The sequence below is a fragment of the Lysinibacillus sp. S1 genome, assembly GCF_044986265.1.
Classification (GTDB): Bacteria; Bacillota; Bacilli; order Bacillales_A; family Planococcaceae; genus Lysinibacillus; species Lysinibacillus capsici.
This window is the reverse complement of the sequence record NZ_CP173154.1, coordinates 1,331,464-1,357,947: the sequence shown is the minus strand read 5'-3', so window position 1 is coordinate 1,357,947 and position 26,484 is coordinate 1,331,464. Positions and strand designations below refer to the sequence as shown.

General features: G+C 35.4%; 28 protein-coding genes. 20 read left to right on the top strand and 8 right to left on the bottom strand.

Features of this window, described 5'->3' with window-relative positions:
• Positions 1–90 precede the first annotated feature (90 nt).
• Entirely contained in the window at positions 91–1,692 is a 1,602-nt protein-coding gene (locus tag ACHZEU_RS07125) for a Na/Pi cotransporter family protein (RefSeq protein WP_404804581.1), read from the top strand.
• 106 nt (positions 1,693–1,798) lie between these two features.
• On the opposite strand, the gene ACHZEU_RS07120 is transcribed toward ACHZEU_RS07125, so the two are convergent.
• Complete coding sequence (locus ACHZEU_RS07120) at positions 1,799–2,677, bottom strand: LysR family transcriptional regulator (RefSeq protein WP_404804276.1); 879 nt, start codon at positions 2,675–2,677, stop codon at positions 1,799–1,801.
• Positions 2,678–2,777: 100 nt separating this feature from the next.
• On the opposite strand from ACHZEU_RS07120, the gene ACHZEU_RS07115 reads away from it, so the two are divergent.
• Positions 2,778–3,941: a YbfB/YjiJ family MFS transporter gene (locus tag ACHZEU_RS07115; protein WP_048391187.1), complete on the top strand. Its 1,164-nt coding sequence runs from the start codon at positions 2,778–2,780 to the stop codon at positions 3,939–3,941.
• Between the two features lie 41 nt (positions 3,942–3,982).
• Here the strand turns inward: ACHZEU_RS07115 and ACHZEU_RS07110 are convergent, their stop codons facing one another.
• Positions 3,983–4,843: a YitT family protein gene (locus tag ACHZEU_RS07110; protein WP_048391185.1), complete on the bottom strand. Its 861-nt coding sequence runs from the start codon at positions 4,841–4,843 to the stop codon at positions 3,983–3,985.
• A 32-nt stretch (positions 4,844–4,875) separates the two neighbouring features.
• On the bottom strand, positions 4,876–5,415 hold the full coding sequence (locus ACHZEU_RS07105) for a transcriptional regulator (RefSeq protein ID WP_048391183.1): 540 nt from the start codon (positions 5,413–5,415) through the stop codon (positions 4,876–4,878).
• A gap of 183 nt (positions 5,416–5,598) precedes the next feature.
• Between ACHZEU_RS07105 and ACHZEU_RS07100 the strand changes: the two genes are divergently transcribed.
• The 4 genes from ACHZEU_RS07100 to ACHZEU_RS07085 are packed head-to-tail and all read left to right on the top strand — an operon-like array spanning position 5,599 to position 7,942.
• Positions 5,599–5,850, top strand: coding sequence for a PLD nuclease N-terminal domain-containing protein (locus ACHZEU_RS07100; RefSeq protein WP_279494361.1), 252 nt, complete (start codon positions 5,599–5,601; stop codon positions 5,848–5,850).
• Complete coding sequence (locus tag ACHZEU_RS07095) at positions 5,834–6,736, top strand: ABC transporter ATP-binding protein (protein ID WP_279494362.1); 903 nt, start codon at positions 5,834–5,836, stop codon at positions 6,734–6,736. Before ACHZEU_RS07100 ends, ACHZEU_RS07095 begins: the two co-directional genes overlap by 17 nt.
• Before the next feature lie 6 nt (positions 6,737–6,742).
• Positions 6,743–7,522 carry an ABC transporter permease gene (locus tag ACHZEU_RS07090; protein ID WP_279494364.1) on the top strand — a complete coding sequence of 260 codons (780 nt, stop codon included), beginning with the start codon at positions 6,743–6,745 and terminating at the stop codon, positions 7,520–7,522.
• A 21-nt stretch (positions 7,523–7,543) separates the two neighbouring features.
• Positions 7,544–7,942, top strand: a complete 399-nt coding sequence (locus ACHZEU_RS07085; protein WP_048391179.1) for a GntR family transcriptional regulator — start codon at positions 7,544–7,546, stop codon at positions 7,940–7,942.
• A gap of 35 nt (positions 7,943–7,977) precedes the next feature.
• Here ACHZEU_RS07085 and ACHZEU_RS07080 read toward each other — a convergent pair whose 3' ends face one another.
• Positions 7,978–9,375 carry a hypothetical protein gene (locus ACHZEU_RS07080; RefSeq protein ID WP_048391177.1) on the bottom strand — a complete coding sequence of 466 codons (1,398 nt, stop codon included), beginning with the start codon at positions 9,373–9,375 and terminating at the stop codon, positions 7,978–7,980.
• 285 nt (positions 9,376–9,660) lie between these two features.
• Between ACHZEU_RS07080 and ACHZEU_RS07075 the strand changes: the two genes are divergently transcribed.
• The 4 genes from ACHZEU_RS07075 (at position 9,661) to ACHZEU_RS07060 (ending at position 13,602) form a co-directional block, all read left to right on the top strand.
• Positions 9,661–10,266: a TetR/AcrR family transcriptional regulator gene (locus tag ACHZEU_RS07075; RefSeq protein ID WP_257961466.1), complete on the top strand. Its 606-nt coding sequence runs from the start codon at positions 9,661–9,663 to the stop codon at positions 10,264–10,266.
• A gap of 91 nt (positions 10,267–10,357) precedes the next feature.
• Positions 10,358–11,335, top strand: a complete 978-nt coding sequence (locus ACHZEU_RS07070; RefSeq protein ID WP_279494367.1) for a serine hydrolase — start codon at positions 10,358–10,360, stop codon at positions 11,333–11,335.
• A 559-nt stretch (positions 11,336–11,894) separates the two neighbouring features.
• The gene (locus tag ACHZEU_RS07065; RefSeq protein WP_048391171.1) at positions 11,895–12,533 is read left to right on the top strand and encodes a GntR family transcriptional regulator; all 639 of its coding nucleotides are present in this window, start codon (positions 11,895–11,897) and stop codon (positions 12,531–12,533) included.
• A gap of 19 nt (positions 12,534–12,552) precedes the next feature.
• Positions 12,553–13,602, top strand: a complete 1,050-nt coding sequence (locus tag ACHZEU_RS07060; protein WP_048391169.1) for a 2,3-butanediol dehydrogenase — start codon at positions 12,553–12,555, stop codon at positions 13,600–13,602.
• A 119-nt stretch (positions 13,603–13,721) separates the two neighbouring features.
• On the opposite strand, the gene yiaA is transcribed toward ACHZEU_RS07060, so the two are convergent.
• Positions 13,722–14,192, bottom strand: coding sequence for an inner membrane protein YiaA (yiaA, locus tag ACHZEU_RS07055; protein WP_048391167.1), 471 nt, complete (start codon positions 14,190–14,192; stop codon positions 13,722–13,724).
• Between the two features lie 431 nt (positions 14,193–14,623).
• Positions 14,624–16,042, bottom strand: a complete 1,419-nt coding sequence (locus tag ACHZEU_RS07050; protein WP_279494368.1) for a PLP-dependent aminotransferase family protein — start codon at positions 16,040–16,042, stop codon at positions 14,624–14,626.
• A gap of 113 nt (positions 16,043–16,155) precedes the next feature.
• On the opposite strand from ACHZEU_RS07050, the gene ACHZEU_RS07045 reads away from it, so the two are divergent.
• The 5 genes from ACHZEU_RS07045 to ACHZEU_RS07025 all read left to right on the top strand — a co-directional run bounded on the left by ACHZEU_RS07045 (position 16,156) and on the right by ACHZEU_RS07025 (position 20,731).
• Positions 16,156–17,079, top strand: a complete 924-nt coding sequence (locus ACHZEU_RS07045) for a DMT family transporter (RefSeq protein ID WP_404804275.1) — start codon at positions 16,156–16,158, stop codon at positions 17,077–17,079.
• A 29-nt stretch (positions 17,080–17,108) separates the two neighbouring features.
• The gene (locus ACHZEU_RS07040) at positions 17,109–17,762 is read left to right on the top strand and encodes an MBL fold metallo-hydrolase (RefSeq protein WP_004232417.1); all 654 of its coding nucleotides are present in this window, start codon (positions 17,109–17,111) and stop codon (positions 17,760–17,762) included.
• 226 nt (positions 17,763–17,988) lie between these two features.
• Complete coding sequence (locus tag ACHZEU_RS07035) at positions 17,989–18,198, top strand: hypothetical protein (protein WP_048391161.1); 210 nt, start codon at positions 17,989–17,991, stop codon at positions 18,196–18,198.
• Positions 18,199–18,584: 386 nt separating this feature from the next.
• Positions 18,585–19,517 carry an EamA family transporter gene (locus tag ACHZEU_RS07030; RefSeq protein WP_054550654.1) on the top strand — a complete coding sequence of 311 codons (933 nt, stop codon included), beginning with the start codon at positions 18,585–18,587 and terminating at the stop codon, positions 19,515–19,517.
• A 272-nt stretch (positions 19,518–19,789) separates the two neighbouring features.
• Positions 19,790–20,731: an alpha/beta fold hydrolase gene (locus ACHZEU_RS07025; protein ID WP_404804580.1), complete on the top strand. Its 942-nt coding sequence runs from the start codon at positions 19,790–19,792 to the stop codon at positions 20,729–20,731.
• Between the two features lie 190 nt (positions 20,732–20,921).
• On the opposite strand, the gene ACHZEU_RS07020 is transcribed toward ACHZEU_RS07025, so the two are convergent.
• Complete coding sequence (locus tag ACHZEU_RS07020; protein ID WP_269898837.1) at positions 20,922–21,542, bottom strand: flavin reductase family protein; 621 nt, start codon at positions 21,540–21,542, stop codon at positions 20,922–20,924.
• Positions 21,543–21,614: 72 nt separating this feature from the next.
• On the opposite strand from ACHZEU_RS07020, the gene ACHZEU_RS07015 reads away from it, so the two are divergent.
• The 4 genes from ACHZEU_RS07015 (at position 21,615) to ACHZEU_RS07000 (ending at position 24,399) form a co-directional block, all read left to right on the top strand.
• Complete coding sequence (locus ACHZEU_RS07015) at positions 21,615–21,884, top strand: opine metallophore biosynthesis dehydrogenase (RefSeq protein ID WP_305210566.1); 270 nt, start codon at positions 21,615–21,617, stop codon at positions 21,882–21,884.
• Positions 21,885–22,149: 265 nt separating this feature from the next.
• On the top strand, positions 22,150–22,977 hold the full coding sequence (locus tag ACHZEU_RS07010; RefSeq protein ID WP_279494370.1) for an AraC family transcriptional regulator: 828 nt from the start codon (positions 22,150–22,152) through the stop codon (positions 22,975–22,977).
• An 82-nt stretch (positions 22,978–23,059) separates the two neighbouring features.
• Positions 23,060–24,046, top strand: a complete 987-nt coding sequence (locus ACHZEU_RS07005) for an ABC transporter substrate-binding protein (RefSeq protein ID WP_279494371.1) — start codon at positions 23,060–23,062, stop codon at positions 24,044–24,046.
• A 41-nt stretch (positions 24,047–24,087) separates the two neighbouring features.
• The gene (locus tag ACHZEU_RS07000) at positions 24,088–24,399 is read left to right on the top strand and encodes a cupin domain-containing protein (RefSeq protein ID WP_279494372.1); all 312 of its coding nucleotides are present in this window, start codon (positions 24,088–24,090) and stop codon (positions 24,397–24,399) included.
• A gap of 93 nt (positions 24,400–24,492) precedes the next feature.
• Here ACHZEU_RS07000 and ACHZEU_RS06995 read toward each other — a convergent pair whose 3' ends face one another.
• A complete protein-coding gene (locus ACHZEU_RS06995; protein ID WP_254659983.1) occupies positions 24,493–25,233 on the bottom strand; it encodes an SDR family oxidoreductase in 741 nt (246 codons plus the stop codon).
• 133 nt (positions 25,234–25,366) lie between these two features.
• On the opposite strand from ACHZEU_RS06995, the gene ACHZEU_RS06990 reads away from it, so the two are divergent.
• Complete coding sequence (locus ACHZEU_RS06990) at positions 25,367–25,903, top strand: TetR/AcrR family transcriptional regulator (RefSeq protein ID WP_048391146.1); 537 nt, start codon at positions 25,367–25,369, stop codon at positions 25,901–25,903.
• Positions 25,904–26,484: the final 581 nt, after the last annotated feature.

Genomic DNA, 26,484 nt, shown 5'->3' with positions numbered 1-26,484 from the left:
AAATGATATGTACAGCTAGCTTAAAACTATTAATAATAAAGTCTGACAACAAGGAAAGGGTTGAATGGATTGGCTATCAATGTACAGGAGATGATTTTCCAATTTCTTGGAGGGTTAGGCTTATTTCTTTTCGCTATTAAATTTATGGGAGATGGCTTGCAGAAGGCTGCAGGTGATCGACTAAGAGATATTTTAGATAAATTTACAACAAACCCATTGATGGGTGTACTAGTTGGTATTGTGGTTACAGTTCTCATACAATCAAGTTCAGGTACGACCGTTATAACTGTTGGACTAGTGAGCGCAGGACTTATGAAATTGCGTCAAGCAATAGGCGTTATTATGGGAGCTAATATTGGGACAACCATCACAGCATTTATTATAGGAATAGATGTAGGTGCTTACGCATATCCAATTATGGCAGTGGGCGCGATATGCTTATTTTTCTTTAAGAWARGTTTCATTCAAAATATTGGACAAGTATTATTCGGGTTTGCAGGTTTATTTATTGGTTTAGAGCTTATGAGTGGTGGAATGAAGCCACTTAGAGATTGGCAACCATTTTTAGATTTGACTGTACAAATGTCTGATGTGCCGATTTTAGGGGTATTAGTAGGAACGATATTCACCCTGATTGTTCAATCTTCCTCAGCTACAGTAGGGATTTTACAAGGGCTTTATGCTGAAGATTTAATAACTTTACACGGGGCATTACCTGTCTTGTTTGGAGATAATATTGGTACAACGATTACAGCAATTCTAGCCGCTTTAGGTGCTTCTATTGCAGCAAAGCGAGCAGCTGCCACACATTTACTATTTAATGTMKKKSGYACAAWYAWCTTTATGMKCMYATKGGGATYMTTTRCRMACTATGTGGAATSGATTGCAGGGGTGCTCAATTTAGAGCCGAAAATGCAAATAGCCTTTGCACATGGAACGTTTAATGTCATCAATACAATCATTCAGTTACCGTTCATAGGTGTTTGGGCTTATGTCGTAACGAAACTAATTCCAGGCGAAGATTCAGTTATTGAATACAAACCAAAATTTTTGGATAAAAATTTGATTATCAAATCACCATCAGTGGCATTAGGTCAAGCAAAAATGGAAGTAGTGCGCATGGGCGAGTATAGTATTCAAGGTCTAGAAGAAACGTTAACGATTTTGAAAACGGATGATGCTAAGTTAATCGGCAAGGTCGGCCAATTGGAGGAAGCCATTAATAATTTAGACCGCAAATCAACGGAATATTTAGTGGAGCTATCAAAACAATCTCTATCAACCCATGATTCCCAAGTGCATCATGCTTTATTTGAAAATATTCGGGATATCGAACGAATTGGTGATCATGTAGAAAATATAATTGAGCTTCTGCAATACAAGGATAGTAATCGCGTTCGTTTAAGTCAACAAGCGATGCAGGAGTTAGAAGATATGTTTGTTTTTACATTAGAAACTGTGAAAATGTCTATTGAATCCCTTGATAAGCGTGATCTTTCCTTAGCACAGCAAGTGATAGAAAAAGAAAATGAAATTGATAATATGGAGAGACGTTTACGTAAGTTGCATATTAAGCGATTAAATGAAGGAGTTTGCTCAGGTTCAGCAGGTATTGTATTTGCGGATATTGTGAGTAATTTAGAAAGAATTGGTGATCATGCTTCTAACATAGCGGAAACCGTTATTGCCTAATATTAAGCTGTTCAGTGGAGATAATCTGCTGAACAGCTTTTTTATTAGGGGAAGGATAGAATTGTTAAAATGACGGATAGAATTTCAAAACTGACGGATAGAATTCTCAAACTGACGGATAGTCATAAGCTTCTATGGCTTCTAAAAAATAAGTTAGGATGGGGGATTGTACTTCGTCCTTACGATAAATAAACCATGTAGGAATATGTGCTTGCTTGTTCTTTATCTTGTGCAATGTTAATGCTTGTGTTGCCATATATTTTTCCGCAATGGCAAGTGGTAGTAAGGTAATACCTAACCCAGCAGCAACACAGCCAATAATACCGTCAAGCGTACCAAGCTCCATTCGATTTTGTGGTCGAACCCCTTCTTCATGTAACCAATGTTCCAAGATGGCTCGATAGGAACAGCCATGTCGGAATGTAATCACAGTGCTTCCCTCTAAATCCTGTAGATGCTTAATAGGTTTATGCTTGCTAGAAGTGAGAATAACAAGCTCTTCACAGACAAACTCTTTCATCATTATATTTTCTTTATAAACAGGTCCGGTAACAAATGCGCCATCTAGTTCATAGTTTTCTACCCGTTCAATATTGTACTGAGAAGGGCTTGTTAATATGGTGATATCCACTTGTTCATGTGCTTGATGAAATGTGCTTAACAGAGTTGGTAAATGCAATGCAGCAGTTGTTTCCATCGAACCAATTCGTAAAACGCCTCGTTGTTCCTCCGTTTCATGTATGATCTCAAAGGTTTTTTCATAGAGATGAAGCATTTTTAGGACTAACTCGTAGAATTGTTCTCCTTTTGGTGTTAGCCGTATCCCTCGATGTCCACGATAAAAAAAGGTTGTTTCGTAGATTGCCTCAAGACTTTGTATTTTCATAGAGATATTGGATTGTGTGTAATTAAGTGCTGTGGCAGCTTTAGAAAAGCTACCTGTTTGGACGACTGTTCGATAAATCGTTAAATCATTAATATTCATATGCCCTCCAGCTATCAATTTTATTGATACTTATTATAAAGAATTAGATCTATTTTTGATACCTAGATATTCGATATAGTGAAATAGAAGGAGTGATGATATGCACAAGCAAACCGTACGCTATTTAATCGGGGGTATTTTTGCTTTAGTTATTGCTATGGGCATCGGCCGTTTTTCGTATACGGTTATTTTACCTTATATGCAAGAAACTTTTGAATTTAGCCGAGCAACAGCAGGTTACTTAGCAACAAGTAATTACTTAGGTTATTTGGTTGGAGCCTGGGTGGCAGGTCGTTTACCAATAGGGAATAAACGTATTCTCTTTTTGCAAATTACCCTTGGTATCAGCATTTTAACAACAGCCTTCATGGGCTTTACAAATGTAATCATCATTTGGTATTTATTACGATTTATCTCGGGTGTTGTGAGTGCTTTTATTTTTGTTGTTATAACAAGCCTTATACTAGACCAGTTAGCCAGCAGTAGTCATATGCATCTATCGGGGCTGTTCTATAGTGGGGTGGGAATAGGGATTGCATTAAGTGCGGTAATTGTTTCACCAATCCAAGCTGTTTTCCATTGGAATGGAACTTGGATCGTATTAGCTTTATTTAGTATTGTATTGTTTGTCTTGATTGTACTATTCATTAAGCCTATTACACCAAGTAAACAACTAGTGGAAAGCCAGATAATTTCACAGAAAACGCCTCCTCAGTCTTGGATGAAATGGTTAATCATCGCTTATAGCTTAGAGGGGCTTGGCTATATTGTCACAGGCACATTTATTGTATCAATTGCACAGGAGTCGACAAGCTTTCATGGAGATGCAGCCTTTGTATGGTTTGTTGTGGGTGTTGCAGCAATTCCCTCATGTATCGTTTGGTCTAAGCTAGCACAGCGTTATGGCTATGTGAAAATTTTACTCATCTCTATGCTACTGCAAGCGATAGGTATTGTTTTACCTGCGCTAGCTACAAATTCGATGACCCTTTATGCTAGTGCCTTCATTTTTGGGGCAACCTTTATGGGAATTACAACTGTTTGTACAACATTAGCGAGGAAACTTGCACCAGTTAATAGTCATCAAATGATAGGTTATTTAACGGCTGGCTATGCGCTCGGACAAATGATTGGTCCATCCATTGCAGGCACACTTGCAAGTTACACAAATAGCTATCAGTATGCCTTAGTTGGGGCTTCCTTAGTAGTAATGCTGGGAGGATTATGTTTAATAGGAGGCGTAAAATATGATAGAAGCAACTAAAAAAAGTAAGTAAGGCATAGTGCGCCTTACTTACTTTGAAATTAATGGATATCTCGTTTCTTAAAGTTACCACCACGAACTTCTGACACATCAGAAATGACTACAAAAGCGCCTTCGTCGATGTCTTTAATAATCGAAACTAATTTATTTTCTTCCATACGGTTAATGACACAGTTTAAGATTTCTGTTGGTTCATTGGAGAAACCACCACGTCCATGTGTATAGGTAACACCACGTCCTAAGCGGGCTTGGATAGCGTCTCCAATCTCCTCGGATTTTCCACTAACAACACGAACTTCTTTTGATTTTTCTAAACCAACTTGGATAATATCGATAACATTTTTGGCAATATAGTAAGTTAACGCTGAGTAGAGAGCACTCTCTAAGCCAAAGATAAAGCTTGCCCCTAAGAAAATAAAGGCATTGATAAATAATATAATATCGCCGACTGAAAATGGAATTTTACGTGATAATAGTACAGCTAAAACCTCTGAGCCATCTAAAGCGCCACCATTTCGTAGGACAATTCCAATACCCACACCAAGGAGCATACCACCAGATAAGACAATTAGGAGGGGATCATTTGGGCCTAAAATGGTTTTGACGTCATGTAAAAGCACTGTAGAAATCGATAATGCTGCAATACCAGCACTACTCATTAAGGCAAAGGTTTTTCCAACTTGCTTGTAGCCGATATAAATGAACGGAATATTTAATACAAAGAGCAGTACGCCTAACGGGATACCAAAGAGGTGCGCACCCATAATACTAAGACCTGTTACACCGCCATCAATGACAGCATTCGGAATTAACACGGCCTCTAGTCCGTATGCAGCTATAACTGCCCCAATAATGATCATAATTAATTTTCGTATATTTTCTAGTGACTTTCCTTTTTTCATAAATCTTCTCCATTTCTCTACGTCAATAGTACCTAAGGCTTTGGAATAATATTTAAAGCAATTGTTTTAGTCTCCAAACCTTTATTTGAGTCGGTCATATTATAGTATTTAGTTAATAAATCGTTTAATTCATTTTCAAAGTTTTTGAATTGATCGTCCGTTAACGTTAAGTCGATTAAAGAAAAAGTTGCTAAATCTGTTGTGCTTTCTTTTTCATCAAGTGAATGCAAGTAATTTTGATATTGAGATAGTAAAGCCAATTGATAGTAGGAAATATAATTTAATTTTTGCTTGGTTGTGAGTTGAGTCCAATCCTCCTTACTAAGTTTTGCTGCTCCTTCATTTAATGCATAAAACTTCTCTGTAACAGAACGAACTTTTCGCTCTTTCACAATTTTTATGATATTTTCATCGACTAAAATTTGGATATGACGATATAGAGTGGCTTGTGGTACATCTTTAATGACAGAAATCATCTCCAATGTGCTCAAACCCTCTTCTTTATTGTGCATCAGAGCTTGTAAAATTTTCATTCTCACAGGGTGCATTAATACCTCTGCTTTATTACGCATAAACCGATCCTCCTACCAGAAAATGAGATAGTATCAAGGGAAGCAATCAAATGTTATCAATTTGAGAACATTATCAAAAAATATACTATAGCGTTTTTTTAAAGATGTACAGTAAAAAGGTAATGAAATTTTTTCATTCTTTTGTTATCATTATTGATAATGATAATGAAAGGGGTTATAAAAATGAAATTACACTATGGTTTTGAAGACTTAAATCAAATTGATTGGGTAAGCATACTACCAATTCTTTTACCATTTGTACTCGTAGGTTTTTTACTTATCACTGTTGCACTAATAGATTTATATAAACATAGAGATAGCAGAGAAAACATACTAATGTGGGCCATTATTATTTTGTTCTTTAATACAATTGGTTCTGTTCTATATTTCGTGATGGGAAGAAAGGATGTCAATAAACGTGCGCTTAGAAATTAATAATATTACGAAAAAATTTAAACAGAAAACGGCAGTAAGTAGTTTTTCAATGGTTATAGATTCGAATGAATGTGTAGGGCTTATTGGACCAAACGGGGCAGGGAAATCTACATTAATTCAGATTATTGCTGATATTCTTTATGCAGATGAAGGGGACATTGTACTTGATGGGCAAAAAATTTCAAAGATGAAAAATCATATTGGTTATTTACCACAGTACCCTAATTTCTTCTCGTGGATGACCGCATCTGAAACTTTAGCCTTTATGGGGACACTTTCGGGTATTTCGAAAAATCAATTACAAAAAGACATCCCAATTCTTCTGGAAAAGGTAGGCTTAGGGAAAGAAGCACATGCTCATGTTGGAACATTTTCAGGAGGTATGAAACAGCGTCTTGGAATCGCACAAGCTTTATTACACAGGCCAGCTTTCATCATTATGGATGAACCAGTTTCAGCCCTAGATCCAATTGGTAGACGTGAAGTGCTGAATCTATTAAAAGACATAAAAAAAGAAACGACCATACTACTTTCTACACATATTTTAGGCGATGCGGAGGAAGTTTGTGAGCGCTTTGTGGTCATTAAAAATGGTTACAAAATAGAAGATGCAACAAAATTAGAGTTACTTAATCGCTATCAAGATTCAGCTATCTTTTTAGCGGTTCAAAAGAAAGATGTTAAGTGGCTAACAACGATTGAACATTTACCTTATGTAAAGAGAATCGAAAATTGTGGGGATGGTTTTAAAGTATATGTCAATCATTTGGAAGAGGACGCCCATCGATTGCTACAGTACGGATTGGATTCAAATGTACTATTTACAAAGTTTGATCTTGGCCTTCAAGAAAGCTTAGAAGAAATATTTTTAGAATTGGTGGTGTAATTTGAAGTGAATACGTTTATAGCACTAAGTAAAAAAGAAATGAATCAAATGACAAAGGAATATAAAGTCGTTTGGCTACCAATCGTCTATATCCTCCTAGGTTTAACTCAGCCGATTATGATGTATTTCTTGCCTGCTATTTTACAATCAATGGGTGGTATAGAAGGGATTATAATTGATCCAACAATGGCAAAGCCAGGAGGAGAAGAAGTGCTTGCTTCAACCCTTAATTCGCAATTTGATCAATTAGGTATAATCATCCTTGCTATTGCAACGATGGGTATTATTCAAGGAGAAAAAGCGAATGGAATGATGGCCTTCATTTTAACAAGGCCAGTATCAATCACATCCTACTTAAACAGTAAACTCCTTACTCATTTTATTTTAGCCGTCCTATGTATTTCGCTTGGCTATGCAATGTCCCTTGGCTATACATCTTATTTATTTACCTCTGTACCGATAATGCGCGCATTGATAGCTTTAGCATTTTATTGTATTTGGCTGTTGTTCATCATTACATTTGTTGCCATGATGAGTACATTTTTTAATAGTACACCATTTATTGCTTTAATTAGTATTGGTGTCTTATTTATTTGTCGTTTTTGTGCTGGTTTACATCCATTCTTAGATGTCATAAATCCAGCTAGTAATAGTTTGTATGCTACAACGATAATCATGACAGGTGACATAGAAAAATGGTATAGCTTTAATATAATTGTCACACTGTTACTTGTACTATCCATGATGGCTATCATGCATCATTTTATTGCCAAAAAGAAATTTTAATATGGAGGAAATCCTCGACAAATGAATGTAAAAGTAAATCGAAGAAGCAAAATTCCATATTATCAACAACTCACACAGCAGTTGCTTTTATCCATAGCGACTGGAAGCTTAAAAAAGGGGGAACATTTGCCTTCAATTCGCCAGCTAGCAGCACAAACAAACCTCAATCTGCATACAGTTCATAAAAGCTACAAAGAGCTTCAAAAAAAGGGGATCATCACCATTAAGCCTCAGTCTAGAGCATTTATTATCGTAGATCCTAATAAAGCAACGACTATTTCATGTCACCAAATAGCTATGAAAGTGGAGCAATTATTGATAGAGGCTTATATTTTAGGCATGAAAAAATCTCAACTAAAAGAAATGTTTTATGACATTTTACAAAAGTATTATACGGAGAGTGAAAGAGATGGCTACTGATAACCTAGTAACCATCTCTTACTATTTTTATTAAATTAAATTAAAAACACAGCAACTATCGTTGTCACAATCAGTCCAATGACTACAGGAATTAAATTTCGTCTTGCCAGTTCAAATGGGCTGACATTACAAATAGCAGCTGCTGGGATTAATGCCCAAGGAATTAGTGTACCACCACCAACCCAAATCGCTGTGATTTGCCCTAAAGCTGTTAAAGTTGCTGTTCCATCACCAATAGCATTCCCGAATAGACTACCAACCGAACCTGCTAAAGAAATTCCGGAGAAGCCCGAACCATCTAACCCAGTAATGGCACCAACAACTGCCAATGTAACAACAGCAATTTCCTTTGTTAACGGAACTATTGCTGCAAGACCGACACCCAGATCATTGACAATACCGTGTGAAGTAGCGGGGAGGTGATCTCCAAGAATTTGTGTAAAGCCAGCATCTCCAAGATAGAAGAAAGCAGCAATTGGAATTACGGGTCCGAAGACTTTAAAGCCGAATTGAAATCCTTGAATCAAATAACTTGTTGTCTTTTCTAATCCCGCTGATTTATGAGCAACCATACTAAGCAACAATAAAATAAAAACAGAGGTTCCACCGATCAAAGCCGTTGCATCGCCGCCCGTTAAATTGAATACTGACATAGCGATAACGTCTAAGATAAAGGCAATAGGAATAAGTACGGCGAAGAATCGTTTTTGCCCAATTGACAGTAAGTTTTCCGCAGTTTCTTGTTCACCCTCCTCCTCCTCATTGTTGCCAGTATTTAAAAGTAGCGTTCCTCGTTTCATATCACGTCTTAAAAAAATATAAGCAACAATTGTCGTTACAACGCCCATTGTGATAACAAGCGGAATACTGGCTGAAACAACATCTCCAACAGGGATACCAGCAGCATCAGCCGTTAATTTTGGAGCCCCTTGAATGACAAAATCACTCGATAATGCAATACCATGCCCAAATAAGTTCATGGCCATGGCAACCCCCAGTGCTGGGAGGCCCGCCCGAATCGCAACAGGCAAGAGCACGGCTCCTAATAGCGCTACTGCAGGTGATGGCCAGAAAAACCAAGAAATAAACATCATTAAAAGTCCAATCGTCCAATAAGCGAGTGCGGGTGTTTTAATGATCTTTGTGAAAGGGGCCACCATAACCTCATTAATACCTGAAGACATCATGACCCGACTCATCGCCACGATAATCGAAATAATAAGAATCGTTGATAGCAGCTCAGTTATGGCATAAATAAAGCTGTTAAACACACCACTTATGGAAGAAGTAAAATCACCAGTTGCAACAATCGCTAGCATAAAGATGCCTACTACACAAATGAGGGTGGTATCGCGACGTTTAACCATAAATCCGATGATGAGCACAATAAAAACCACGTAAATCCAATGGAGAGCTGTGAATTCAATCCCCATACGTTTCCCCCTCAATATTCTGATTCTATAGAATATGAAGAGAAAAAAAGATGGTGATGATTTTAAAAAATTTTGATCCTGGTGAAAAGCAGTCTGAATTAATGGGTAATTAAAATAAATTATTTGATGTAGATCAAGTAATCATAAAAGGAGAGGAATTAGAGCTTGCCATTAAAAATGAAAGTTGAATTAAACGAGTAAAGGTGAAGCAATAATCAGTTCTATTGACTTTATAGTCTTAACAATTTATTATATAGACCAGTCATTATAATTTCGGAGGGGAAAATGTCTAGAAATCAAGAAAGTAAAATGAAAATTTTATCAACCGCGTCAACACTGTTTCAAAAACAAGGGTACCATGCTACTGGATTAAATCAAATTATTAAAGAGTCGGGTTGTCCAAAAGGTTCGCTTTATTATTATTTTCCTGAAGGCAAGGAGCAATTAGCGACAGAGGCAATTAATCGAACAAAAGATTTTGCTGCTCAAGAGTTGAGAAATTTATTTTCACAGCATGATGATGTAATAAAAGCTTTAGAGTGTTTTTTTGGGCAATGTTTAAGTTTCAATCCAAAAATTGCACATGATGGAATTCCACTAGCACTTATTTCTTTGGAAACTTGGCATATGAGTGAGCAACTTCGTTTAGCATGCAAGAATGCCTATGAAGAACTTATCATGATATTAAGAGAAAAGTTTATCCAATCAAATTGGCCCCCTGAGGAAGCTACAGAAATGGCGTATTTAGTCTTTAGCATGATAGAAGGTGGCAGTATTTTCGTACTCACTTACAAATCAAATGAGTCACTTAAAAGAATCTGTAAAAGTATCATAGAATTAATAAAGTTAAAGCAAAAGGAAATTCGCAGAAAACTTAGAAATGAGCTTTAAGATCTCGTAAAGTTCGAAAGGAGGAAGTTGGTAAATGCCATTGGATAACATTTCAAGTAACTTATAGTACAAAATAAGGAGTGCTTGATATTTGCTAAAATCATATATTCATTCATTTTTAAACTCAAAAGAAGAGGGGTTTAGTGGAAATATCTTAGTGGTTGATCAAGGAGAAACAATATATAAAGAATCATTTGGAAAAGCTAATTATGAATGGGATATACCAAATACAGCTATTACAAAGTTCCGTATTGGATCTGTAACTAAAATCTTTACTACCATTGCAATTTTAATGCTAGTTGAAGAGCAAAAGTTACAGTTACATAATACTGTGGATAATTTTATTCCTAATTTTCCAAAAGGTAACCAAATTATGATCGAACATCTATTAACGCATACATCTGGCATTGGTAATATTACTGATCAACCTGATTTTTTATTAAAATCTTATCAACTACAATCACCAGATGATTTAATAAATTGGATTATTTCTTGTTCATTCAAATCTATACCAGGGAAAGAGTTTAATTATTCTAATTCAGGATACATTGTATTAGGTAAGATTATAGAAATGACAAGTGGTTTAAGTTATGAAGAGTTTCTTAAACAAAAGATTCTTCAGCCTCTATCTATGTTAAATACTGGTCTTGATTATAACGTGGCTATTCAAAAGTATAAAGCAAGCGGTTATGAGTTAGAAAAAAATAATATTTATCATGCTAGTTTCATCAATATGTCTAACACCTATTCTGCTGGTGGGTTATTTTCTACAGTAGAAGATTTACAATTACTTGATGATGCAATAAAAAATAATTGTTTACTATCGAAAAATATAACAACTCAGATGCTTTCATCAGGTCGTTTTGGCCATGGATATGGATGGAACATTACTAAGACAAAAAAGAATAATGCGCTCATTTTTCATCATGGCGGGATTAATGGTTTTACTTCCTCCTATTTAAGGTTGATAGAAAGTGACGCAACAATTATTGTTTTAAGTAATATATCTACGTTGTTAACATCAACTGTTGCCAATCAAATTGTAAGTTATATAGAGAATAGAGACTAGGGGTACAGACTCTTTTTCATATGAGAAGAAACATGATTACGGCTTAGGAGTTATTCCTAAGTCTTTTTGAAATAGTATAATTAAAAGGTTGCATTCGGTACGCAAAGTGCTGGTAAGCCCATATAAATTGCAACAGAGAAGATTAGTGGTTCATATAGCGCAACAGTTGTTAATGGAAGAAACAGGGATATACATCGTCAACTCATAACAAATCACTTTAAGATGAATGGCATACAAATTGTTAGACAATAACTAGCAGTTTGTGTGCATTTTTTATAGGTTATTATTGAGTAACTCATATCGCAAATTATCTCCATATACCGGTCTGATCAACTTAACACCATCTTTTTTGCATTTATAAATTTTCTCTTAAAAGGTACTTCATATTATTTAGTTACCTACCCAAAACAAGATATTTGAAAGAAATGAGTTTATAGATTAAAATACTTTTATAGATTATCGATAATCTATAATCCATAATATATAACGCTTTTAGCTAATCACCCTATACACTGAACTATGTTAAAATAAAAAGATATAAATTTATTGGAGTGGTTTAATGGGGTTTGATGAAAATTCAATTTCAAAAAAAACAATTTCTGAGCAAATAGCTGAACGATTATTATTCCGCATATTTTCTGGTTACTATGAACAAGGTCAGCGCTTAATAGAGGCAGAAATTGCAAAGGAGTTACAAGTAAGTCATGCACCTGTCCGTGAGGCTCTATATCTTTTACAAAAAGATGGTGTAGTTGAAAAAGTACAACATAAAGGTGTAAGAGTGAAGATTATAACGGATCAGGAATTAAAGGATTATTTGGAAGCGCTTTATCATCTATTGGATATTGCACTAACCAAGTGTGAATCTAAATGGACTGCCGATTTGCAAAATGAACTATTATTTCGATTTGAAGCTATGAAACAAAGAAAGTCTGCTGAAAATATTTATGAATATGTTGTTTCGTTTGCCCACTTGTTACAATTGTTTTTTGATGTTACAGGAAATATTGCTATGCTACGATTCTTTAAAGAAACAATATTTGTTACAAATGTAGCTGCACAAACAAAATGGAAGATGAATCTAGTTGAATCCTATCATATGTCCATCAATACTTTTATCAAGTGTATAGAAGTGTCGGATTTTGATCATGCACGAGTAGCTATTAAGGATGTTATTTTATGGTACCAATTTAAATAATTTTATGGGGGTAACATAAATGAAAGCTGCAGTTTGGCATGGTGTGAAAGATATTAGAGTTGAAGAGGTTGAATTACGCGCTTTAAGAGAAGAAGAAGTGAAAGTAAAAGTAGCGTGGGCTGGTATTTGTGGAAGTGATTTGCATGAATACGAAGAAGGTCCGGTTTTCGTACCAGTTAATGAAAAAGCTGAATTAACAGGTGAAGTTGCCCCACTTACAATGGGACATGAATTTGCTGGTATCATCGAAGAAGTTGGCTCTAAGGTTACTGACTTTAAGGCTGGGGACCGAGTTGTCATCAACCCTACATTAACATATAGAAATAAACATGAAGAAGTCGATCGTTATGATGGATTTAACTTCATCGGTTTACATGGAAACGGTGGATTTGCGGAATATGTTAATGTCCCTGTAACGAATATACATCGTTTAGCAGATAACTTAACATTACAAGATGGTGCACTGGTAGAACCAATGGCTGTTGCTGTACAAGCTGTTAAAGATGCTGGGGTTACATTAGGTGATTCTGTTGCTGTATTTGGAGCTGGACCAATTGGATTATTAACAGTAATCGCTGCAAAAGCATCAGGTGCTAGTAAAGTTATCGTATTAGATTTATCCGATGATCGATTAGAAAAGGCAAAAGAATTAGGTGCAACCCATGCTATTAATTCAGGTAAAGAAAATCCTGTACAAGCAGTTCGTGCGATTGTTGCAGATGGGGTTGATGTATCCTTTGAGGTGGCAGGAGTTGCTCCTACCTTTAAACAAGCAATTGATGTAACAAAACCTCGTGGTAACATGATGATTGTTTCGATTTTTGCAAGACCAATCGAATGGAATCCAATGCAACTTACAAACACAGGTGTTAATGTATTATCATCCATTGTTTATACACCGTCAATTTTCCAAAGAACAATTGATGCAATGAGCGCTGGTCAACTAAATCCACAAGGGATCATCACAAGTCAAATTGACCTAGATGAGATTGTTGAAAAAGGATTCAAAACGTTAACAAATGACAAAACACAATCTAAAATTTTAGTCGAAATAAGCGGAGAAAAATAAAATTGAGAGGAGTATGGCTGATGACAGCCATGCTCTTTTTTTATAGTCTGGAGGAGTATGGAGCTTAAGAAAAAATGACAAAAGGAATCGAGAATGAACTTCTCGACTCTTTCAGTAACTTAATCTCTTTCCCTAGCTCTCTGTGTGTCTCTAATATTCTTTTGAACCGTGATGGATGCAAATAAACTTAGAACAAATGACATACCATAGAACCCTTTTTCGCTTAAAACAATACTTCCAGCATTATATAACCCAATGCCCATTAATGAAATAGATACAATAAGTGCAACCCAGCTAATACCATAATAAATACTAGTAACTGGTATTCCCTCTTCTTTATCTCTTACTGCTTTTTGTAAGGATATTGCTGAATAGAGTCCAAATATTAAAACAGCTAGGTAATATCCTTTTTCGTTTAGTTGCATCGTTGCATTAAACAAGCCTATAAAATATGCCGTAACACCTACTAACAATGCGCCCCAGGAAGCCCCCTTGAAAGCAGCAGTTGGTTCCCCCTCTTTTCTTTCTACTTTAACTTTCGGATTAGGCTGCTTTTCCTTATCTAATGAAGACTCATTTTGATTAGACAATATCTTTCTCCTCCTTCTATCACTGTATAAAAACATTCTATCATTCTACAGGGAGGTTATGAGAATAGAAATTTTTCTAAATCTCGCTCTTCAATAATAATTTGGCTGTTATTTTTACTGGAATATAGAGTTAATATGGCTTTCTCAAATCTGAAAGCACTCTTATCATTCCTTGGTAAAATTGTGTTCTACACCGAGAACATTTTTTTGCTGTGATTTGCTGTAATTATTTTGAACAGATAAGAGCTAGGTGTATAACTTTTTTTCATATTATTCAAATAGACAGCTGAATATGTTAGGTGTATATGTCTGCCTGTTATTGCTATGTCTACCGCTTATTACGATTCGTGCCACCGATGAAAAAATAATTGAAATGGTTGATAAAGCTGTGAATACCACCGTTTATAGATTTAATTAAATCGCTAGTCCGATCACTTAGAAAGTGATTGCGCCACTGTAACCAACTTTTTTACTCCTTCTCTTAGCTGTTTTTCGTTTGCATAGGAATAGCTTAAACGTATCCAGGAGGATAGTTGTTTTAATGGATCACAAACTTGACCTGGCACAAAGGAGATCGATTGTGCGATGCTTCTAGATAATAATAATTCAGTTGGAAGATCGTCTGGGAGCTGTACCCATAAATTTAGACCGCCTTTTGGACTGTTCCATCGCCAGCCTGTTACAGCTAGCTCTTCCTCCATAATTTCCTTTCGAATCTGTAGGGCAATCCGGATTTTCTCCAAATGTTGTTGCAATCTTAGTGAGGAGAAGTAATGGAGAAAAATTTTTTGATTGAGAAGTGGGGAGCCATTATCAGCTAGCGATTTTTCTGTTAATAGTGATTTCATTAATGATGATGGACAAATAACAGTTGCAATTCTCAAACCAGGAGAGATGTATTTGCAAAAGCTTCGGATATAAATGACTGTCCCAACACTATCAAATGTGTAAATTGGAGCTGGTGGGGCTTGGTCAAAATAAATGTCGTGATAGGCATCGTCTTCTATTATTAGAAACCGATAGTGCTCAGCTAATTCCACTAATCTTTTGCGCTGCTCAACAGAAACCGTATAACCAGTTGGATTATGGAAGGTAGGGTTGAGATAAAATAGGCGTGGCTTGTATTTTTTAATATAGTATTCGACCTGTTCTAAATCGTAGCCCTCAGGGTGGATATCCACCGTAACAATCTGAGCTCCTTGTGCTTTAAAGATATCAATCGCAGCACTATAGCTTGGACGTTCAAATAAAACGACGTCTCTTGGCTTAATAAAAGCTTGAGCAATTAAGTGAATGGCTTGCTGTGAGCCAGATGTTATTAACAGTTCATCTGGACTCAAATGTGTTTTATAGTGGTTGATAAAATATTGGGTCAGTGTCTCACGTAGCTCTAAATCACCCTGTACCGTTGAGTAGGTTGCCAGTACTTTCGGATATAGGTCAAACACTTCCTTCACGTAATTTGAAAAATAGTGATTAGGCAAAAGATTAGGATCAATCAATGCCTGAGAAAAATGATAGGAAACAGATGGCTGATGGATTTCGGATAAATGATTTTTTTTTACGTATGCTGAAACAATGGGATTGTCCTGATCTAAACATTCAATATATTTTGTTACAATTGATTGGACAAAATAGCCTGATTTATCTTTTACATAAACTTTGTCATGCTGTTTTAATAGTTGATAAGCTTTTAATACCGTTAGCCGATGGACATTCATTTCAGATGCTAATTGCCGGACGGAGGGAAGCTTTTCATGTTCTTTCCATTCTTTACGCTCTATTCGGTGCAGTACATCATCATAGACTTTCTTAAAAAGATAATCTTCATTTTGATTTGCTTTGCCCACATCGATTCCTCCTATTCAAACCGATTGTACCACGAACCAAATTGATCTGTTCTATCCTTTTTAATCTGTTCTATCCTACTTCTTTTATGATAGAAAAAGAGGAGGAGTTTGATATGGTAATGATTAATTATTTATTTATGTGTTTGATTTTTGKGACAACATTTTTAGCAATTAAAGTTGWTRTTGATGCAGGAGTTCCTCCGTTTTTATCAGCTGGTCTTCGTTTTTTCATTGCCGGTTTACTACTATTTAGTTTTATGGTTTGGCGCGAAAAAACGACAATCCGGTTATTATTTCGAAAAGAAATGTTTTTTACAGGAGTGGCCTTAACCTTTGGAACGTTTGCCACATTATATTGGGCAGAACAGTATGTGACATCTGGAATCGCAGCTGTCTTATCTGCTACAGGTCCAATGATGATTATTGTTATTCAGACATTTATATTGAAGCAAAAAGGAGACCGAAAATCATTTATTGGTTGTGTTGTCGGAGTCATTGGTGTTACCTTCTTAATCTTACCTAGTTTTGCAATTGAGATTAGTCCCTTCTGGATGGTTGGTTGTTTCGCTATTATTTTAGGTGAAGTTTTCTATGCATCTGGAACAATTTATACGAAGCATGTCATCCAAAAATTTGGAACAACATCTCCAATTGCTTTAAATGCAGCACAAATGATGCATGGAGGGATTTTATTAATCATTTTGTCACTTTTTACTGAGAACATTCAGCTTCATTATCTTTTAAGTCCAGCTTCAATTGGTTCTCTTTTTTATTTGATTATTTTTGGTTCAATGATTGGTCACAGCATTTATTATTGGCTTGTGTCACGAACAAATCCTGTTTTTCCGTCCACATGGCTGTATATTTCACCAGTAATTGCCGTTATATTAGGTGTTACCTTCTATCATGAATATATTTCGTGGTTAACAGGAATAGGTACGCTGACGATTATTGTTGGAACGATTCTAGTCAATTTTGAAACATTGAGAGAGTTGCTTTGGCGGAAGAGGACCGTTCTTCAGGATGTAAAAGAATAATAAAATCTAATCATAAAGGGGAAGAAATGATGAAAATTTCTAGGGGAGTAGAGATTCTGGAGCTTAAATTTAACGGAGCCTTCATTCATCCAACGCTTTTATGGGATCAGGAGATGGCTGTTTTAATTGATACTGGATGTTCAGGTCAAATGGAAGATTTACGTAAGGCAATGGAAGAGGTAGGCGTGTCGTTCAACCAATTAAAAGTTGTGATTTTGACACATCAGGATATCGATCATATAGGCAGTCTTCCTGAAATATTGCAAAATTGCGGTAGTGATATAAAAATTTATGCGCACGAACTAGATAAGCCTTATATTCAGGGGGATTTACCGCTTTTGAAAGACGGGCACATAGAGAATCCACCCAAGGGGAAAGTGGATGAGACCTTGAAAGACGGTCAAGAACTACCATATTGTGGAGGAATACGAGTTATCCATACGCCAGGACATACGCCTGGCCATATTAGTTTATATTTGAAGCAAAGTAAAACGCTTGTTGCCGGCGATTCGATGTATAGTGTAAATGGTACACTGGGAGGGATTCATGTTCCAACCACTTTAGATATAGAGGTTGCTCAACAATCTTTAAAAAAATATGTAGACCTAGACATTGAATCGGTGATTTGTTATCACGGAGGATTATGCACGGTGGATATTAAAGAGCAGATTCAAAAGCTTTGAATCTTAAAAATAATGATTAAAGATGAAATTTCCTTAGAAAACCAAATGTTTAGAGGCTCGCTCGAACCGTAACAGGCAAGAGTACAGCCCTCCAACGCTTGTAAAACTTCTGTTTTATTGTGAGCCAGCTCATGTTATAATGAGGCACTTAAGATACTTAAGCTCTTTTTTTAACGGATGCCAAGAAAAGCCTCCGCGGAACGATTAAATATGGAGGTGTAAGGAAATGAATAAACGTTGGACGATTGGTGAAATTCAGAAATTTGTTGAGAACAATTCAGAAAGTAAGTTGCTAACGACTGAATACCATGGTTTTTCTCAAAAGCTACTATTTAAATGTGCATGTGGTACTAACTTTGAAAAAACATTTACGAAATTTAAAAATAAAAACCAACGAAAATGTGATGTATGCCAACCGCCAAAAGAGTCACGTTAAACGTTTGCGGCCGTTCTAATACTATTAGTGAACATTAAAAACATCTCACTTCTATGTTCTTTATAGAGGGGGGTGTTTTTTTTGATTGGATTATTACAGTATAAGATTTATGCTGAAGGAAATTGAGAAAAAACATTCAATTTAACATTCTTTATTAATGAAATACAAAGATAAAAGCCAAACCCTTGATACATGTGGGTTTTGGCTTTTTTATCATTTTTAAAAATTAGGTTTTCCTCTACGAGAGGATACATTATTAACGAAAAAAAGATTGTAAAATAACAATCTGTGATATATATTGGAGATTATGATTTTTTTCGACATCTCAAAATCATAAACAAAATTTCATCAATAGACAAGTTTTGAGAGGGAAGTGAATAATCAAGATGTATCTTTATCCCCTATTAGTAGTGATTGCAGCTAGTAGTTTTGGTATCGTTTCAACTATTATAAAACTGGCAATGCGTAGTGGCTTTTCTGTATCTGAGGCAGTTACAAGTCAGTTTTTTATCGGCTTTTGTATAGCAGTATGTATTTCCTTAGTTACAAATAGATCAAATTTTAGCTTTAAAGGCGTTAAAATCCTTCTGTTTGCAGGCATGTTAACAGGGTTAACAAATATTTTATATGGTCATTCTTTAAACTTTTTGCCTGCTTCCTTGGCAGTAGTATTACTGTTCCAATTTACATGGATTGGTATGCTGATTTCTTGTATCACAAAACGGCAATTTCCAAGTAGAATAGAATTCATCTCTTTAATTATATTAGTAGCTGGAACCATACCAGCTGCAGGTATAATTGATGTTGATTTGTCTCAAATACCTTTTCAAGGGTGGTTATGGGGTTTAGCAGCTGCTCTTTGTTACTCCTTATTTTTATATGTAAACGGAAAGACAACCGCAAGTATGACAACCTCTAATCGCTTAGTATTGGTTTCTTTCTTCGCTTTCATGACGACTGCGGCTTTTCAGTCTCCAGAAATTATTTGGAATGGCACTTTGTTTAACGAAGGACTGTGGATTTATGGTTTAGCATTGGGGTTATTTGGCATGATTATACCAGTTTTCTTATTCACAATTGCAGTGCCTAAAGTGGGATTAGGTATGTCATCCATATTGAGTGCTGTTGAATTGCCAATCGCGGTGATGGTATCAGTTATCCTCTTAAGCGAAACGGTTACAACTTTGCAGATAGCAGGTATTGTCATAATCGTTATCGGTATCAGTTTACCAACTTTGCTTGATAAAGATGGATTATTAAAAAATGTAAAAGCTAAATACAGAAAATCTGACAAAGTAGCAAAAGGATCTTCGATTTGAAGATCCTTTTTTTCATGTCAATTAAGCAATGTCATAGCAAAAGAATCATTAGGTCCTTTCTGTATTTATTTAATGACGTACTATTTTTTTGTTCATACGCTGTTCATATTGTTGTCATAGGCAGTACACCTTCATTGTATAAGCTATCCTTAGCGGTTTATGAAAGTAGCCGAGATAGATTGATAGGGAGAAGAGTATGAAAGGGAGGTGTGGCACGAGAAGAAAGGAAAACACAGTTATCGCTTGCTGTTCTATACCCTCGTGCCAAAATAATGAAAAAAACGATAACCTTTATAAGTAGAATAGTAGTAGGTTTAATTATAGCCATATTACTTTTATTAGCGGTTGTTTTCCTTGTTGATATTGTTTGTAGCAAAATGGAGCAAGGAAAACTAGAAACTTATGGTCAGTCTGTCACCGTAGATGGGAAAAAAATGAATGTCTTTATCCAGGGAGAAGGAGAAGAAACCGTCGTACTCTTACCTGGTTATGGAACAGCAGCACCAGCACTTGATTTTCAACTACTAGTAGATGAATTATCTCCATTTTACAAGGTTGTGGTCATTGAGCCTTTTGGTTATGGATTAAGTGCTCTTACGGAAAAAGAAAGAAGCACTGAGAATATTGTTAGTGAAATCCATGAAGCATTACAGCGTCTTCAAATTGAGCGTTATATTCTAATGGGTCACTCCATTTCTGGCCTTTACGGATTGGATTATGTGAACAAATATCCAAAAGAAGTAAGTGCATTTGTCGGGCTGGAAAGTAGTGTTCCGACAATAAGTGAAAGTAAGATTGAACCTTCAGTAATAACTACTTTAAAACTACTAAAAAAATCAGGTTTAGCTAGATTGCAGGTGAAGCTTAGTGATGACCCATATGTCGAACTACCCTATGATGAGAAAACAAAAGAACAACTGAAAATTCTTAAGCACAAAAATATGTATAATCTCAGCCAGTTAAATGAAGCTGAAATGATGTATGCTAACTTTAAAGCGGCTGAAAGTTTAATATTCCCTAAAAATCTTCCAGTTATTTTGTTTTTACAAGAGAAGCATCCAGTAACGGACAGATGGATACCAGAGCATAAAAAACAAATAGCTAATTCTGTCCATGGGAAAGTGATGACATTTGAAGGGGATCATTTCTTATATCGTACAAAAGCAAAAGAAATCGTTGAAGACTTTAGAGAATTTATGAAAGAGATAAAGTGAATGTTCTAAGAAAGATTTTTCATTTCTAAATGGAAAAAAACAGATTTAATTATTGTATTGCTTAATAGTGAAGTATTTAGTGCGTATGAGCAGCAAGCATATTATTATAGACCTAATTATTAACAAATAACCAGGCGCTCAAATGAGAACCTGGTCTTTTTTTGTGAACCATATGTTTTAATCCCAATGTTTAGATCTCAGAGCGGAAGTTATTTCCAAGGTTGCTACCCAAACCAAAATAATGACGAAAATTATAAATTAGTGGACTCCATTTATTTGGATCAATATGATTTTCGTCAATAATTATTTCTTCGTGGGCATGTACTTGTGTCGTTTGGGTCTCAACGATAGCAAAATTAGGAGAATAATCTGGAATACGTATATGTTTTACCTTTGCTTCGATTTGAATAGGACACTCCATAATTCGAGTAGGAATAACCGTTGTAGACCCAATAGGTGTTAAGCAACTAATATCACATTTCTCTTTTCTAAATGTAAAACCGATCTGTTTCTTAAAATCTGGAACTGGATTTTTTCCTGTGTAAGGAGCTAACTGTTCCACGTTTTCCCAGAGAGAGGGGTCTGGGATATTTATGACACATTCAGGATGATGTTCTAAGTTTTCAATTGCCTTTCCTCCAAGACCAATCCCTAAGATAATGCAATCTCCTAATACCCAAGAAGAAGATAAAGGGCTAATATTTACTGTTCCATCCTCATTTAACGTACTTAGTAAAATTACAGGAAATCCATAATATAAAATTTTAGGATTTATTATTTTGGTATTTGGCATTTGTTGCATTATTTTCATTTTTAGTTCCTCCCATAAATGTTTTCACTGTCAGACTCATTGTAAAATATAAACATTTCGACGTTCATCGAAGTGTTGATTACAAAATTGATACTTCAATCTATAATGTTGAGCAAAGGTATAGTTTCAAGTCTCCCTATTGCGAAAGTCCTGAAAGTAACCAGTCCGACGCTTGATCATTTTGTACAAACTTATGAAGAAAAATTGTTACAAGTAGTAGCTTTATCTGAGAATCAAAGGCTTTCAGAAGCCTTCCAAATAAAATCTTTTTCACAAGAAATAGGAGATGATTTGCAAGAAATTGCTTTTAGGAAGAGGATAAAAGATAGAGAAATGAAATGAGTGAGGTTGATGGATCTTTGGGTATAAGAGGGAGGCTTCAACTTAATTGACAATGATAATCGTTATCGATAAGGTAGGGATAGGCGAGAGCCGTCATCCCTACCTTTTTATATTTTTGGTAATGAATAAGATGAAAACTATAATTCAACCCAACTACCGAGGACTACACCTTGAAAAAGCAGTAACTTATTGTGGTACGTGCAGTTTGCTGTATGACAAATATTGGTTTTCCAAACAAATTACTATTGAAATGAGGTATATAAGTATGAAAATCGACGTAAATCAGCTTGCAGAGCATTTAGCAAACACTCCTTTCCAAGTAAAAGGAATCTATCGATATTCTAGAAATACAGGTGTACCTTCCGCGGATTATACAGATTCTTTTCCAGGATTTGTTTTTCCCCTTTCTGGAAAAATAGAATTTCAATTTAATGGCACCCCTTACATCTTTTCTCCAGGAAAAGTTGTACACGGGGGAGCGAAGATGAAACTAAATCAAAAAAATTTTGATGATGCAAATTGGGAATATATTCTGGTTTTGTACAGGATATGTACGGAGAATTTAGCAGAGACAAGCTTTTCACATCAGCATTTTGAATTACCGATAGGACAATCTCCTCGTCTAATCGAGTTAATTATGCGTCTATGGCATGTATATAATCAGCGTGGAGGTATATCAATGTTTCAGACAGAAATGCTATTTCGTGATGTACTGAATGAAGCATTATTATGTGTAGCTAATCGACAAAATAGCTGTGCGTCTCACACTCTATTCGAACGAATAACTACTTATATTCATGAAAACTATTATCAAAGCCTTTCCATTACCTCTCTTGCCGAACAATATAACGTTAATCGAAATCGACTATCCTATATATTTAGAAAGCATGCAGGGATGGGTCCAGCAGAATATTTATTAAACTATCGTATAAACATGGCTCAAAAAATGCTATTTACAAGTGAAGTGCCTGTACAACAAATTGCAGAAACGGTGGGAATTACTGACCCCTTTTATTTTAGTAGAGTATTCAAGAAGCAATTTGGTATCTCTCCTACTGAATATCGAGATAAGTTCATCAATAATCCATGCTAAGTTCACCAAGCATCCATTCTCCGCCAAACATGACTTTACTATACTAAGTGTATATCAGAGATATTATGTTGGAGGAATTTCAATGCAAAAGATTAAAGGACTGCTATTTTTAATGCTACTACTAGCAGGTATATTGGGAGGTTGTCATAAATCGCCTGCTGAAAATAAGGGGTTAACTACAGAAGACATATCTTCATCAGCAGCTAATGTAGAAGAAACTGCTTGGCCTAGAACAATTAAAGATGCCCTAGGTAAGGAATTTGTCATCGAGAAAGAACCAGAAAAAATTGTTTCATTATGGTATTTTTACCCTGAAATTTTAGTTGCATTAGGTGAGCCACCTGCAGCTTCTACTGATAAAGAATATTTATCCACTTTGTCTTATTTAAACGGTAAGCTAGATTCAACAGAGGAATTAGGCGATAAATTGTCTCCTAGTATTGAAAAAACGCTATCGATTGGTCCTGATTATATTTTAGCAACAGAACATCATGAAAAATTGTATGAATCCCTAGAAAAAATCGCCCCAGTCATTACGTTGCAATCACAGGACATCTACGAAGACTGGCAATATGGACTTCGCACAGTAGCCAAGATTATCGGAAAAGACGATGAGGCGGAAAAAGTAATTGATAAAATGATGAAAGATATCTCAACAGGACGTGAAGCATTAAAGTCAATTCAAGGAGAGTCTGTAGCGCTTATTTTGTCTTGGGACGGAAAAACGTTTAATGTTCTTGGTGAAGATAACCCTGTTTATACACTTGCTTTCGATAAAGAAAAGGGCTTGGGTCTAACACCAGATCATACATTTAAAGGGAATAATAATCAATTCGCTGCATTTGAAGGCATCTCAACTATTCAAGCAGACCATATTTTCCTTATCGGTGATATTACAAAAAAGGAAGCATTAATGAGTGAGTTAAATCAAAGCAATGTCTGGAATAATATGAATGCCGTAAAAAAAGGTAATATTCATTTAATGGATACTTCCGCTATTACAGGAGGTCCATTAGCTATCGAGTACGCTTTGCAAAATATAACAGAAGCCTTACAAAAGGACGAATAATAGGAAAAACCTTTTCCAAAAGTAAATAAGGAGAGATGAATATGCAAGATCAAGTTATCCATATAAATGAGAAATTATCCGAATTAAAGGAGCTTTGGTCACCGAAAATTATTGGTGAAATACACGATTTTCAATTCAAAGTGGTGAAGATTGCTGGGGATTTTATATGGCATGAACATCAAGGGGCTGATAAGGTATTTATTGTGCTCGAAGGGGAGATGTTTATTGCTTTTCGGGATGGTCAGGTGAAAATATCCAAAGGTGAGATGTTTATTGTTCCTGGAGGAGCGGAACACATGCCCTTTGCTGAAAAGGTATGCCATATTATGCTTGTGGAGCCTAAGTTCATGTAGGCATTACCAGAATAACAAAAAGAGATAGATGATTTTTTATCTTACCCCTTTAGATTAATCTAAAGGGGTATTTACCTTGGGAACAGTTCGTTATTAAGCTAAACCACCATTTACGAAGATTACTTGTCCATTTACCCAACGTGCTGGTCCTGCTAAAAAAGAAACAACTTCTGAAATATCCCTAGGTTCTCCTAGTCTTTCTAATGGTACAGCATTTGCTAAATTATGAATCTGTTTTTCATCTTTTCCATTGAAGAACAAAGGTGTTGCCGTTGGTCCAGGAGCTATTGCATTAACAGTTATATCTTTTCCTCTTAATTCACGAGCTAGAATCATTGAAATAGATTCAACAGCTGCTTTACTTGCTACATAAGCACCATAGTTTGGAAATTGGCTACGAGTAACAGAGGTAGAGAAATTAATTATGGAGCCACCTCTCCTTACTCGTTGTGCAGCTAATTGTGAGATAACAAATGTACCTCTGATGTTTGTGCGATGCATTTTATCTAAATCATTTAAATTCAAATCTGCAATTGGACTAAGTAACATGATTCCTGCTGTATTTATCACGACATCTATACCACCAAAAGCGTTTTCTACTTGATCAAAAGCCATACTCATTTCTATTTCATTTGCTACATCACCTCCCACACCTATAGCATGTCCTTTATCAGCTAATATTTCTTCAACTAATTCGTTAGCCTTTGATTCACTTGAAGAAAAGTGAACGCCAACTGCATAACCTTCTTGTGCTAATTTTGCTACAACAGTACGTCCTATCCCTCCAGATCCGCCTAATACCAAAGCAACACGTTTATACATTTCTTTCACCATAAAATTCATCCTCCACAACCTGTTATTAAAAGTTACAATTTTTTAATTTTGTAACTTTGTTATTGTATATTACACATGTTATAGTTACATTGTCAACAAAATGTAACTATGAGAAGCGAAAGGAGTATATTTAATGGCTATTCTTTCAGAAGAGAAGATTTTTTCTACGGCTGAAGCAATTATTTTAAGCAAAGGTATAAATAAAACAACATTATCAGATATTGCAAAGATGCTAGGCGTAACACATGCTGCGCTTTATAAACACTATAAGAATAAGGATGATTTGCTCCAAAAGCTTGCCCTTAAGTGGTTGGATAATACTTCTAAAGATTTGTTTGAATGGAGTCCTAAAAAAGGCGTTGATGCGGAAATCGCTTTACATGATTGGCTATGGCTTCTTCACGTCACAAAAAGAAATCTGTATCAAAATCATCAAAAAATGTTTCTGTTGTATACAAATTATATAGAAACAAATAAAGATTTAATTAAAGATCATCTCCAGCATCTTGCTAAAAAAGTTGAAGAAATTAGTGGTTGGGAAAATAAGGGGATGGCAGTTATTGTAGCTTTTACTTACTTCCATAATCCTTATTTTGCTGAACGGTGGAATCAGGGGGACCATCTACATTTGTTTGAACAGGTTTGGTCTGTTGTTAGTAGATCTCATTAAGTCTTGATCTTTCAAAGTAAGTACTGCTTGTTGTGATGATCAAAATTATAAAACGGATTGGGAAATAAGCATTTTCCCAATCCGTTTCTTTTTATTAATAGATTCAGCTAAGGCAATCTATTTCTTTTTGGAAGATAGGATAATGTGGTAAATGAAGAATTTGCAATCAAAGCATTCCGATACTCAATTGAATATTTCTAACGAGGCATAAATGGATAATAGAATCGTAGATGTAATTTCAGGAGGATAAAAATTTATGATTCTGTATATCATTATATCGAAAAAATAATGAAATCGGATTAGATTGAAAAAGGAATTATTTGTAAAAATAATTAAAACAGCTACTTTTGCCGTTAAAGGTTATAGTATTACTAAATTATAGAAATTTTTTATGAAAAGATTCCCTATATAACCAATGCAGTATTAAAATTACCTTATTTTTAGCGTTTATTTATTGGTAATGAAGTTATATTATTGTCTTGTAAAGCAAATTACAGTTTGATTGGGATATTTAATCATGAAAAATTTAGAAGATTGCTTTACATATAATTGGTTGAATTATTATTTGTGGGAATGATTTA